Source organism: Sphingopyxis sp. OAS728, from assembly GCF_014873485.1.
In the GTDB taxonomy this organism is placed as follows: domain Bacteria; phylum Pseudomonadota; class Alphaproteobacteria; order Sphingomonadales; family Sphingomonadaceae; genus Sphingopyxis.
The window spans coordinates 1,017,848-1,030,084 of sequence record NZ_JADBDT010000001.1; the positions used below are offsets into that span (position 1 = coordinate 1,017,848).

Annotated in this window: 11 protein-coding genes; 7 read left to right on the forward strand and 4 right to left on the reverse strand. The window is 66.0% G+C overall.

Going from position 1 to position 12,237, the window contains the following annotated elements; genetic code table 11:
- Positions 1-13 precede the first annotated feature (13 nt).
- On the forward strand, positions 14-775 hold the full coding sequence (locus GGC65_RS04805) for a histidine phosphatase family protein (protein WP_192646119.1): 762 nt from the start codon (positions 14-16) through the stop codon (positions 773-775).
- Complete coding sequence (locus tag GGC65_RS04810; RefSeq protein ID WP_318780121.1) at positions 768-1,649, forward strand: NAD(P)H-hydrate dehydratase; 882 nt, start codon at positions 768-770, stop codon at positions 1,647-1,649. The genes GGC65_RS04805 and GGC65_RS04810 overlap by 8 nt, the downstream gene beginning before the upstream one ends.
- 106 nt (positions 1,650-1,755) lie before the next feature.
- Here the strand turns inward: GGC65_RS04810 and GGC65_RS04815 are convergent, their stop codons facing one another.
- From GGC65_RS04815 to GGC65_RS04830, 4 genes are read right to left on the reverse strand one after another with little or no spacing between them, the layout of a single operon-like run.
- Positions 1,756-2,406: a class II aldolase/adducin family protein gene (locus GGC65_RS04815; RefSeq protein WP_192646121.1), complete on the reverse strand. Its 651-nt coding sequence runs from the start codon at positions 2,404-2,406 to the stop codon at positions 1,756-1,758.
- Positions 2,406-3,353 (reverse strand): carbohydrate kinase family protein, encoded by a 948-nt coding sequence (locus GGC65_RS04820; protein ID WP_192646122.1) that lies wholly within the window; start codon positions 3,351-3,353, stop codon positions 2,406-2,408. Before GGC65_RS04820 ends, GGC65_RS04815 begins: the two co-directional genes overlap by 1 nt.
- A gap of 2 nt (positions 3,354-3,355) precedes the next feature.
- Positions 3,356-4,636 (reverse strand): aminotransferase class III-fold pyridoxal phosphate-dependent enzyme, encoded by a 1,281-nt coding sequence (locus GGC65_RS04825; RefSeq protein WP_225940676.1) that lies wholly within the window; start codon positions 4,634-4,636, stop codon positions 3,356-3,358.
- 18 nt (positions 4,637-4,654) lie between these two features.
- The gene (locus tag GGC65_RS04830) at positions 4,655-6,886 is read right to left on the reverse strand and encodes a TonB-dependent receptor (RefSeq protein WP_192646124.1); all 2,232 of its coding nucleotides are present in this window, start codon (positions 6,884-6,886) and stop codon (positions 4,655-4,657) included.
- A 153-nt stretch (positions 6,887-7,039) separates the two neighbouring features.
- Here GGC65_RS04830 and GGC65_RS04835 point away from each other — a divergent pair, with 153 nt between their 5' ends.
- The 5 genes from GGC65_RS04835 to GGC65_RS04855 all read left to right on the forward strand — a co-directional run bounded on the left by GGC65_RS04835 (position 7,040) and on the right by GGC65_RS04855 (position 12,236).
- A complete protein-coding gene (locus tag GGC65_RS04835) occupies positions 7,040-7,699 on the forward strand; it encodes a TetR/AcrR family transcriptional regulator (RefSeq protein ID WP_192646125.1) in 660 nt (219 codons plus the stop codon).
- On the forward strand, positions 7,696-8,838 hold the full coding sequence (locus tag GGC65_RS04840; RefSeq protein ID WP_192646126.1) for an MFS transporter: 1,143 nt from the start codon (positions 7,696-7,698) through the stop codon (positions 8,836-8,838). Before GGC65_RS04835 ends, GGC65_RS04840 begins: the two co-directional genes overlap by 4 nt.
- A 126-nt stretch (positions 8,839-8,964) precedes the next feature.
- Positions 8,965-9,546: an ANTAR domain-containing response regulator gene (locus tag GGC65_RS04845; protein ID WP_192646127.1), complete on the forward strand. Its 582-nt coding sequence runs from the start codon at positions 8,965-8,967 to the stop codon at positions 9,544-9,546.
- Entirely contained in the window at positions 9,543-10,754 is a 1,212-nt protein-coding gene (locus GGC65_RS04850; RefSeq protein ID WP_192646128.1) for a CmpA/NrtA family ABC transporter substrate-binding protein, read from the forward strand. Before GGC65_RS04845 ends, GGC65_RS04850 begins: the two co-directional genes overlap by 4 nt.
- A gap of 249 nt (positions 10,755-11,003) precedes the next feature.
- Entirely contained in the window at positions 11,004-12,236 is a 1,233-nt protein-coding gene (locus GGC65_RS04855) for a nitrate/nitrite transporter (protein ID WP_192646129.1), read from the forward strand.
- The last annotated feature ends 1 nt before the right edge of the window (position 12,237 follow it).

Here is a 12,237-nt window from a genome sequence, read left to right on the forward strand (position 1 = left end):
CCGATCTCTTCGCATGACACCGCGCTGGCCTTCGGTCCTGTGGGTCGTTCGCCACGGCCAGAGCGCGGGCAATGTCGCGCGCGATGCGGCGGACGCCGCGGGCGACCTCCGCATTGCGCTCGACCACCGCGACGTCGATGTCCCGCTTTCGGCGTTGGGCGAAGAACAATCGCGCGCGCTCGGCGAATGGTTCGCGGCGGGCGAGGAGGACGGGCGCCCCGAAATCATGCTTGCCTCGCCCTATGTCCGCGCGATCCAGACAGCCGAGATTTTCCGCACGGCGGGCGGCTGCGAGCCCGACGAGAAGATTTGCATCGACGAACGCCTGCGCGAAAAGGAGTTCGGTATCCTCGACGGGCTGACCCGCCTCGGCATCGCGGCGACACACCCCGAACAGGCCGAATTCCGCTCGGCGCTCGGCAAATTCTATCATCGCCCGCCCGGCGGCGAGAGCTGGTGCGACGTCATCCTGCGCCTGCGGTCGCTCCTCGACACCGTCTCGCTCCACTATGGCGGCCGGCGCGTGATGATTGTCGCGCATCAGGTCGTCGTGCTGTGTTTGCGCACGATCATCGAAAATCTGGGCGAAAGCGAAATTCTTGCGATCGACAAAGAGGGCGACGTCGCCAATTGCGCGATCACCGAATATCGCTTCGATCCGCGGGTCGGCCGCGACGGCAATCTCGTCCTGTCGCGCTATAATGCGACGGCGCCGATGGCGGGCGAGGTATCGGTCACCCGCGAACCCGATGCGATGGTCGCCGCGCGTGGCTGATCCCGTCCCGCTCGACACCGCCTGGCTCAAGGCCAACCCGCTTCCCGATCATCACGACAATGTCGACAAGAACAGCCGCGGGCGAGTGCTCGTGGTCGGCGGATGCCGGCGCGTCCCCGGTGGGATGCTGCTCACTGCAGAGGCCGCTTTCCGGGCGGGCGCCGGCAAGGTCACGATCGCCACGATCGCCTCCGCCGCGATCCCGATGGGCATCGCCTTTCCCGCCTGCGCGATCGTCGCGCTTCCCGAAACCGCCGACGGCGAAATCGCGCCCGAAAGCGCCGACCTGCTGCTTGCCGAAATCGCAGGCCATGATGCGGTCGTCTTCGGCCCGGCGATGATCGACGAGGACGGCGTGCGCACGCTGCTCGCCGCGCTCCTCCCCGCCCTGCCCGCCGAGATGTTCCTGCTGCTCGACGCCTTCGCGCTTCGCGCTGCGACCGATCATGTGGACGCCATCGCCGCGCGCGGCGAGCACATAGTATTGACGCCGCACGAGGGGGAGCTCGCCGCCTTGCTCGGCATCGAAAAAGACGATGTGTCGCGCGATCCGCTGGCCGCGCTCACCCGCGCGGCGGAAACCTATGATGCGACGGTGATGGTCAAGGGCGCCACCAGCCATTTGATGGCGGGCGAAACCTGCCTCTCTTATGCCGGCGGCGGGCTCGGCCTCGCGGTCAGCGGGTCGGGCGACGTGCTCGCGGGCCTGATCGCCGGGCTCGGCGCGCAAGGCCTTCCGCCGCTTCAGGCCAGCGCTTGGGGCATTTGGTTACACGGCGAGGCAGGGCGGCGATTGTCCGAAACGATCGGACCGATCGGCTATCTCGCGCGCGAACTGTTGCCGGTCGTTCCGGGATTGATGCGCGGCGTTTAAGCCGGGCATGCCCTGCCCCGATGTTTGAGCTTGGCCGGTTGCCGACTGCCCGCTTCAGGTAAGCGAAATAGAGGAGAAGACGCCAGACAGTTTCCCGCAAACGCCTTCAACGCTCGGGGTCACGCTGACCGTACCGCCCGAAGGCATCAAGAATTCTATCCATCTCTGCGTGATCCAGCAGCTTTGTACCTCCGATCGCGAGCGTCCCGCAGTAGACGGCCGCCTGCTCCTCGATTTCCTCGGCAATCGCCATGGCGACGGGCAGGCTGGGACCCAGCGCGATCAGGCCGTGATTGGCCATCAGACAAGCGCGGCGGCCATCGAGCGTCGCCGCAACATTGTCGGCCAGTTCGTCGCTGCCAAAAGTCGCATAGGGTGCCACGGGCACGCTCGCACCACCGCCGACCGCGACCATATAGTGCAGCGGCGGAATCTCGCGGTGCGCGCAGGCGAGGATCGTCGAATGGCGCGCGTGGCAATGGACGATCGCCTGCGCGTCGGCGCGGCGCTGGTACAGACCCATGTGCATCCGCCATTCGCTCGAAGGCCTCGCGGCACCCGGCGCCACCCCGCCGTCGGCGTCGACAAACACCATCGCCTCGGGGGTCAACCGGTCGGGGGTCACACCCGATGGGGTGACGAACATCCCCGCGCCGAAACGGACCGAGAGATTGCCCGAGGTGCCGCGGTTGAGACCGCGCGCATCGAGTGCGCGCATCGCGTCGACCAGTTGCTGCCGGGCTTCATTCTCCGTCATCACGCATCATCCCCCGCCGGCGTCGAACCCATAAATGTCAGTGTGCCGTCATAGCCTTCGAGCCGGCCCAATGTGCCGACGCCGAGCGCGACCTGCGCCGCGGTCGCCACCGCAAAGCGGAGCGCCGCGTCGACCTCCATGCCACGCCGCCGCGCCGCGAGAAATCCCGCGCACAGGCTGTCGCCGCAGCTCGTCGTGTCGACCGGCACGATGCGATGCGCAGCGGCGTGGACCTGCCGCTCGGGCAGCACCAGCAGCGCGCCCTCGGCGCCCATCTTGATCAGGCAGCCGCCCGCACCGCGCGCCATGAAATGCCGTGCCCCCGCAACCGGATCGTCGGTCCCCGCCATCGCGCGCACTTCGGCAAGGCTCGGCATGAACAGGTCGACGTGCGGCAACAGCGCGTCGAGATCAGCCTGCGCCGCCTCGCTCGGTGCGATCAGGTCACACGAGATGAAGGCGCCGCTCGCGCGCGCCTCGCGCAACAAGTCGGCGCCCTGCCCCGCCACGCCCGGAAAGCCGACCGCGCCCCAATGAACCGCGGCGGCGCGACGACTGGCGGCGGCGACCACATCGGTGACCGGAGCAAAGATGCTGGCGCCCATCATGTGCCAGTTGGGACGGTCGCCGTTCGGGCGGATCGGCAAGACCGTCGTCGACGTAGGCCGCTCGCGGTCGGTGTCCAGCAGGCTGGTATCGACCCCCGCGGCATAGAACATCGACTGGACAAGCTGCCCCTGCGGGTCGGCGCCGACCGCCGAAGCGATGGCGACGTCGAGGCCGAGCGTCCGCGCAACGAGCGCGGTCCCCCCGGCGGTCCCGGCGGGTGACAGCGCGATCGTCTCGACAAGCTGCCCGCTCTCGCCCTCGGGCAGAGAGGCGACAGGATGAACGGTGATGTCGAGCGTCGTCAGGCCGATCGCGAGCAGGTCGAGCGGCTGGTCCACGGTCAGCCGTGCTCCGCCTGCGCGGCCGCGAGCATGACGAGGATCGGGTGCGGCTCGAGTGTCGCGCGGCGCCCCGCGACTGCGGCAAAGGCTCCGTCGGCGGCGGCAACCGTGGCGTCGATGTCCGCCTCGGTCATCGCGGCGCACAGGAACATATTGTGCCAGGGGTGCATATAAATGCCGCGTGCCAGCATCTCTTCGGCCCAGCCGTAACCGACGCGGAAATCGGGGTCGTCCGCGAACATGATCTGCGGCATCTGGACCGGGCCGGTCTGGCGCAGGGTGAAACCATGTTTTGCCGCCGCCACGTCGAGCCCGTTGCGCAGCCGCTCGCCGAGCGTGACGCTGTGCTCGAGATAGTCGCTCTCGCGGATGATCCGCAGCGTCTCGATCGCCGCCGCCATCGGCACCGCCGACAGCCAGAAGGAGCCGGTCGCATAGATAGCGCCCGCGCCGTCGCGGCAGCGGTCCGATCCGAGCAGCGCCGAAATCGGGTGGCCGTTGGCAAAGCATTTGCCCCATGCGGAAAGGTCCGGCTGGACTCCGAGGTCGCTCCAGCTGCTGCCGCGCGCAAGACGGAAGCCCGCGCGGACCTCGTCGACGATCAGCATCGCGCCGGTTTCGTCGCAGAGCTCGCGGGCTCGGCGGGCATAAGCCGGATCGGGCGCCTCCTGATCGATGAAGGCGTCGTGGCGGAAGGGCGAGGCGAAGATCGCGGCGAGGTCGTCGCCGGCGGCTGCCACCGCCGCTTCCAGACTGACGACGTCGTTATAGGCATAGTTGCGCACATGCGCCCGGTCTTCGGCCACCGTGCCCGCGGGGATCGGCGTGCACCAGGGCGCGGCACCGTGATACGCGCCCTGCGCGACCAGCACGATGCGCTTGCCCGTCTGCGCCCGCGCGCTGCTCATCGCCATCGTCGTCGCGTCGGTGCCATTCTTGCAGAACATCGCCCAGTCGGCATGCTCGACCATCGACACCAAAGTTTCGGCCAGCTCGACCATCAGCGGCGACGGCCCGGTCAGCGTGTCGCCCAGTTCCGCCTGCGCCTGCGCCGCGGCTTCGACGCGCGCGTCGCGATAACCGAGCAGGCTGGGGCCATAGGCGCACATATAGTCGAGATAGCGGTTGCCGTCGGCATCCCAGATATAGGCACCCTCGGCCTTGCTGAAGAATTGCGGGAAGCTGGCGGGCAGCATCCGCACCGATTCATGTCCGTACATCCCGTTCGGGATCACTTTCAGCGCGCGCGCGCGCAGCGCCGCATCCTGTACTCGGCTCATATCCATCTCGCTTGTTGATCAGAATTTCAGGACGGCCTGAACGCCATAGGTGGCGGGGTCGTTGTAATTGAGCTGGTCCATCGTCACGACCGGCGAAATATAGGTGATGTAGCGCGTGCCGGTGAAGTTCTTCGCCCACAGCGCAATCTCGATATCCTCGTCGGGCGACAGCCACGACAGGCGCGCATTGGCGGTGCCATAGGGCTTCACGCGATTGGCCCGCACATTGTCGGGCGTCAGATAGGTTTCGGACTGAAGGCTGCCGTCGACGCGCAGCCGCAGCGCGCTGTCGCCGGGAAGCGGCTGGGTCAGCGAGAAACCGGCCGAGATTGCCACCTCGGGCGCGTTGACCAGCTTGTTGCCCGAATAATCGTCCGCCGCGAGTGCAGTGAAATCCTTGTAGCGTGCATGCAGCAGGCTGGCGTTGACGAACGCGTTGAAGTTGCGCGACGGCTGCGCCTGCAACTCGACCTCGAGACCGTAGAGTTCGGCATTGCCCGCGTTGAGCTTGCGCTGCACCGGCAGCACGCCCGACGTGTCGAAGACAAACACCTGCAGGTCCCGATAATCATAATAGAAGGCAGCGGCGTTGAAGCGCAGCTTGCGATCGAGCAGGTCGCTCTTGAACCCCGCCTCATAGGCATAGAGTTTTTCCGAACGGAAGGGCTGGAGCTGCGCCGGGTCGCTCGACGAGCCGCCCGCGAAACCGCCGCTGTTATACCCCTTCGACGACGAGGCATAGAACAGCAGATTGTCGGTCGCCTGGAACGACAACGCCGCGCGCCACGACAAATCCTTGAAGGTCTTCGATCCCGTGAAATCGAGTACCGGCACGGTAATCACGTCGTCGAAAAAGCTGTGGAAATCGAAATCGATGCTGTCGCGCGAATAGCGCAGCCCGCCGGTCAGCGTCAGCCGGTCGGTCAGCTTGACGTCGGCCTGCGCGAAGGCGGCCCAGCTTTCGGTCTTCTGCGTATAGGGATAGGCGAAATTGCCGATCGAATTGACCGGATCGAGCGTCCCGAGCAGGTCGTCGGGATCGCGGAAGACGCGCAGGATGTCGAACGCGCTTTCGGTGACCAGCTTGTCGTGGAAATAATAGCCGCCGACGATCCAGTTGACCGCATTGTCCCCCTTCGACTGGAGGCGGATTTCCTGGCTGAACTGCTGCGGCCGGTCGATATAGGTCGCGGTCAGCACATTGTTCGGGCTGGCGTCGGTGTCCTCGACCGTGGTGCGGCGAACCTGTTCATAGGCGCTGATCGAGGTCAGCGAAACGCCGCCCATGTCGATGCTCGCGGTCAGCGAACCACCGAACACATTGACACGCTCCTGCCCCTCAACGTCATAATCGCCGGCGTTGAGGTCGCCGTCCGTGTCGGCATAGCCAAGGCCGTCGAGCGGTACACCGTCGGCGAAATTCGGGTTGCCGGCAAAGTCGATTCCCGATCCGCGATGCTGGAACTGCCGCGCGCCGCCGCGGTTCTGTCCGCCATGGACGATCGCGCGGATCAGGATATCCGAACTCGGCGTAAAGTCGACGATCGCGCGGCCGGCCCACATGTCGAGATCGTTAAGCTTGTTCCCGGTGACGCGGTTGAGCAGCCAGCCGTCGCGGCGGAGGTACGTGCCCGCGACGCGCGCCTTCAGCACGTCGCCGGCGATCGGCCCGCCGACGCCGCCTTCGACCTGCACTTCGTTGAAGCGGCCATATGACAGGGCGGCATTGGCGCTGAACTCGTCGGTCGGCTTGCGCGACGAAAAGCGGATCGCCCCTGCGGTCGTGTTGCGGCCGTAAAGCGTGCCCTGCGGCCCTTTCAACACCTCGATCCCGTCGCTGTCGAAAACGTTGAACAGCTTGCCGGCATTCGCGCCGAGGAAGACGTCGTCGACATAGACGCCGACCGCGCCGGTGGTGTTCGAGTTGAAGTCACCGATGCCGACGCCGCGCAGGAACAGCGAGGTCGTCGTCGCCGACGTGCCCGCCTGCGACGACAGGCCGGGGACGAGGATCGACAGGTCGCGTGGATCGCGGATACCGACCTCGGTCAGCGCTTCGCCGCTGATCGCCGTGATGCTGATCGGGACATCCTGGATATTCTGCTCGCGCCGCTGCGCGGTGACGACAATCTCGCCGATCCCGTCGTCGGCCGGCGCGGCCTCCGCCGATGCGCCCCCATCCTGCGCAAAGACCGTCACCGGTGCGAACGCCAGCAGCGAGACCGAAAGCAATGCAAAACCGCGTGTCATCGACGTCCCCTTCTCCATATCGGAATATTTTCCGGTTTTGTGAATGCGAATCCGCCAACCTGTCAAGAAAATTTCAAAACCGCCCGTTATATTCGGAATTTTTGTTGATTTATGCGCGATTTTCCCAATGATGGCGCGATGACAGGAGCGCGCATGACCAAGAATGAGGTAGCCAAGGCCGAAATCAGGCGCCCCGCCCAGAAGCGAAGCCGGGCGCGGTTCGAGGCGATTCTCGATGGCGCCGAACGGTTGCTCGATACGCTGCCGCCCGCCGCGATCAGCATCCCGGCGATCGCGACCGAGGTCGGCATCTCGCCGCCGTCGATCTATCACTTCTTCCCCGAACCGCAGCTCGTGTTCAGCGCGCTTGCCGAACGCTATCTAAAGCGTTTCGAGGAAGGGGTGCTGACCGAAGTGCCCGAAGGCGTCGAAAGCTGGCAGGACCTCCAGACGCTCCAGTATCGCGCGGGCCAGAAATGGTTCAACGACCATCCGGCGGCGCGGCAAGTGCTGCTCGAAGGCCCGGCCTGGTCGTCGGACATCCGGCTGCAGGATCTCGACAGCAATTTCGTTACCGCAGGACGCAGCATCGAATTGATGACGCAGATGTTCGTGATGCCAGAGATTCCCGACCTTCACGATCGACTGATCGAGGTCATCGTCATCAACGACGCCATCTGGGCACTGTCGATCCATCGCCACGGCCACATCACCGACGAAATGGAAGAACAGGCCCGCCGCGCGCGGATCGCCTATTCGCGCACCTTCCTGCCCGAATATCTGCCGCTTCGCGCGAAGGACCAGCCCGCGTGATCGCGGCGGGTACGGTCGTCAGCGGCCGCACGCTCGCCCTTTCGATCCTCATCGGCTCGTGCGCGCTGCTCGTGCTCGGCGTGCACCCCGTACTGCTCGGTGCGCTGGTGCAGGAGGGGCGCCTTGCCGACGCGCAGGTCGGCAATCTGGTGACGATCGAGATGCTCGCGATCGTCCCCGGCTCGCTCGCCGGCATCGCCCTGCTCCGTCGCGCCAGCGCGCGCGTCGTCGCGATCGCGGCAGGCCTGGCGATGGCGGCGATCAATATCCTCCTGTTGGGCCAATCGGGCATGTCGATCTTGTCCATCGCTCGCGCGTTTGCCGGATTCAGCGAGGGCGTCCTCGTCGCGATCGCGTTGGTTGCCATATCGCGCGTTATGCGGGTCGAACGCGCCAGCGCGATCTTTCTTGCGGTCCAGACGCTGATGCAGGCGGTCGTGGCGGCCGCTCTGCCCGCAATCGCCATCGCCGGGTCGCGCGTCGACGCCGCGCTGATCGCGCTGGCGATCGCGGGGGTGATCGCCGCAGCAGCCGCGCTGGCACTACCCGCCGCCCTCCGCCCGACCGAGCCCGACGGCGAACGCGGCGCGTTGACGCCCGCCAGCCTGACCGCCCTCACCTGCGCCGGCCTGTTCCTCGGCGCGATCGTGTCGGTGTGGGGCTATTTCGGGCTCTGGCTCATCCACTATGGCTATCCGCCGACCTTCGAGGGGACCGCCGTCTCGCTCTGCCTCGTGGCGCAGGTCGTCGGCGCGCTCGCGGCGGCACGCTTCGGTGAGAGCCTGCCCAACCGCCGGACCATCGTTTCCTGCGCAATGACCGCCGCGGCGCTGGTCGGCGCCTTCTATCTCGCGCGCGGCAACGCGGCGGCGATCATCATCGTCAGTATCGCCTTCGGCTTCGTCTGGCTGTTCACCCTGCCCTTTTTTGCAGGCTGGCTCATCGAGATCGACCCCGGCCGGCGCGCCGTTCTCTATCTTACCGCATTCCAGCTTGGCGGGGCCGCCCTTCTCCCCTCGATCGCCGGCATGGCTGTAGGAGCCTACTCGATCAATGCAGCGCTAGCGTTCGCCGGTTGCGCCTTCCTGCTTCTCGCGACCGCAGCAAGCCTCTCAAACAAGGTAAAATTCGCTAGCTGACAATGGCCTTGGGCATTGTCCGCTTTTTGATAGCCTGTTTCGTCAAGCGGACACGTAGGGCGCAGATTATGTCGCCAGCGACAAAGCCTCTGGCAGATTTGTGCGCTGCAGCGTAAAGGCGCGATCATGAGGATCGCGATCATCGATACCAGCGCAGGGCGAGCGGCGGTCATATCCGACGGCCTGCGCGAGGCGGGCCTCGATGATCTCGTACTGGTCGACACGTCCAGACCACTTGTAGCCCAAATCGAGGCGGCGACGCCCGACGTCGTGCTCATCAACCTCGAAAACCCTAGTCGCGACCTGCTCGAGGACTTCTTCGCCATGTCGCGTGCATTGGCGCGGCCGATCGCGATGTTCGTCGACCAGAGCGATGCCGAGGCGACCGGCGCGGCGATCGATGCCGGGGTGTCGGCCTATGTCGTCGATGGCTTGTCCAAGCAACGCATCAAGCCTGTCGTCGATCTCGCGGTGCGGCGGTTCCAGGCCTTTTCGCGGCTCCAGCGCGAACTCGACGACGCCAAGAACGCACTCGCCGAACGTGCCGTCATCGACAAGGCCAAGGCGATCCTGATGAAAAGGCGGCAGATCGACGAGCCGGAAGCTTATGCCCTGCTCCGCGGGCAGGCGATGCGCACCAATCGTCGCATCTCAGAGATTGCCGAAGCGATCGTCACCAGCGAAGCGCTGATGGGAGACATGGAATGACCGGCGAGCGCTTCCGTATCGGCTTCCTTCCGCTCGTCGACGCGGCGTTGCCGGTTCTCGCCCACGAACTAGGCTTCGGTGCCGCCGAGGGCGTCGCCATCGACCTTGTCCGCGACATGACCTGGGCGACCGTGCGCGACCGGTTACTCTATGGCCATACCGACGCCGCGCACATGATCGCGCCGCTTGCCATCGCAACGACGCTGGGGAAAGACCGCCCCGCCGTACCCCTCGCTGTGCCGTTCGTTCTGGGTCTCAACGGCAATGCCGTCACCTTCTCGGCCAGGTTGGCGGCAGAGACCGGTCTGACCGGCGCGCTGGGTGACCCGATCCGGATCGGCGCGGCGCTGAAGCAGGTGGCGGATGCACGGCTTGCAGCGAGCAAACCGCTGCGCTTCGGCGTCGTCCATCGCTATTCGAGCCACAATTACATGCTGCGCTACTGGCTCGCGGGCGTGGGCATTCGTCCCGATCAGGATATCGAAATCGTCGTCACCAGCCCGCCCTTCGCCGCCGACGCGCTCGCGGCGGGCGAAGTCGACGGGATCTGCGTCGGCGAACCGTGGAACTCGATCGCGGTCGATCGCGGCGTCGGGCATATCGCATTGGCAACGGCGCAGATCTGGCGCCGCGGCGTCGAGAAGGTGCTCGCGATGCGCGAAACCATTCTCAACGAACGCCGCGACGCGGTCGAAGCGCTGATCCGCGCGCTGCATGCGGCAGCAGCGCGTTTCGTCGAACCCGGCGCGGCCGAGGAAAGCGCCGACATATTGGCACGGCCCGAATATCTCGACGCGCCGCGCGATGCCGTCTTGCGCGCGGTCACCGACCGCATCCGGCTTGTCCCCGGCGGCGAGCCGATTCACTATCCCGATTTCATGTTCCAGTATCGCGAGGCCGCCAATTTTCCGTGGCGCAGCCAGGCCGCGTGGCTCTATTCGCAGATGGTCCGCTGGGATTATATGGCGTTCGACGACACCGAGGCAGCGGCGGCCGGCAATGTCTTCCGCCCCGACGTCTACCGCGCCGCGCTTGCAGGCTCCGGCGCGCCCCTGCCCGGCGCGAGTTCGAAACTCGAAGGCGGGCTCGACGAGCCGATCGGCGCCGGTTCGACACAGGGCCGCCTCACGCTCGGTAGCGACCGCTTTTTCGACGGCCGCGCCTTTGATCCCGACGACATCGAGACCTATCTCGCTGAACTTCCCTAGCTTTTCCTTTTATGCTGCACCTGCGAAATAACTACTTGCGGCAAAGCCGCGAATCAGGCAGCTTTAACGCACTCGGCAAGGCTGCCGGGGCAGGATAAGGCGGCGCCGGTTCCAACGAGGGGATCGAACCGCAGGCGGACGGGGAGCCATTCCCCGCAATCCCAACAGGCAATGAAGCCGTCAGGATGCGCCCGCATGGCCGCCGTCCTGGCGGCTTTTTTATTGCCCGTCACACAAAGGGGACGGACGATGACGACTGCAACCACGGAGGCCGCGGCTTCCAAATCGAGCTTCTGGGCGAGCGGGCACTGGCCGACGCTGATCGCCGCCTTTCTCTATTTCGATCTCGCCTTCATGGTCTGGGTCATCCTCGGCCCGCTCGCGCCTTCGATTTCCGACGATCTTGGCCTGACGCCGGCGCAAAAGGGACTGATGGTCGCGGTCCCGACGCTCGCCGGCGCGGTGCTGCGCGTCGTAAACGGGCTTCTCGTCGACCGCATCGGGCCGAAGCGCTCGGGCGCGATCAGCCAGGTCATCGTCATCGCCGGGCTTTTTGCCGCCTGGTTCTTCGGCGTCCACAGTTTCGCGGGCACGCTTGCGCTCGGCGTCATCCTCGGCTTTGCGGGCGCGAGCTTCGCGATCGCGCTGCCGCTCGCCAGCCGCTGGTACCCCCCCGAGCATCAGGGCAAGGCGATGGGCCTTGCCGGCATGGGCAATTCGGGCACCGTGCTCGCCGCGCTCTTCGCCCCCGGCCTCGCCAAGCTGTTCGGCTGGAACGCGGTGCTCGGCCTCGCCTGCATCCCGCTGACGATCGTCTTCTTCATCTACCTCGCGATGGCGAAGGATGCGCCGGGCGCGCCGGCGCCGAAAAAGCTGGTCGACTATTTCCAGCCGCTCAAGACCGCCGACGCCTGGTGGTTGATGGCCTTCTACTCGGTGACGTTCGGCGGCTTCGTCGGCCTCGCCGCCTCGCTCCCCATCTATTTCACCGACCAGTTCCATCTGACCCCGGTGATGGCAGGATATTGCACCGCGGCCTGCGTATTCGCCGGATCGCTGGTGCGGCCGATGGGCGGCGCGCTCGCGGACAAGATCGGCGGCGTGAAGGCGCTGATGGCCGTATTTGTCGTCGCGGCCCTTGCCCTCGCCGGCGTACCGCAAGCGGATACGTTGCCCGCCGCGCTCGGCCTGTTCGTGGTTGCGATGCTCGCGCTCGGCACCGGCAACGGCTCCGTGTTCCAGCTCGTCCCGCAGCGTTTCTCTGCGGAAATCGGCGTGATGACCGGCCTTGTCGGCATGGCGGGCGGCGTCGGCGGCTTCTACCTCGCCTCTTCGCTCGGCTTTGCAAAGCAGTGGAGCGGCAGCTTCGGCCCCGGCTTCTACATCTTCGCGGGGCTCGCGGTCGCGGCGTTGGTCGGGCTGATCTTCGTCAAGGGCCAGTGGCGCGCAACGTGGGGCGCAGCCGAAGGCGTGCGGATCTAGT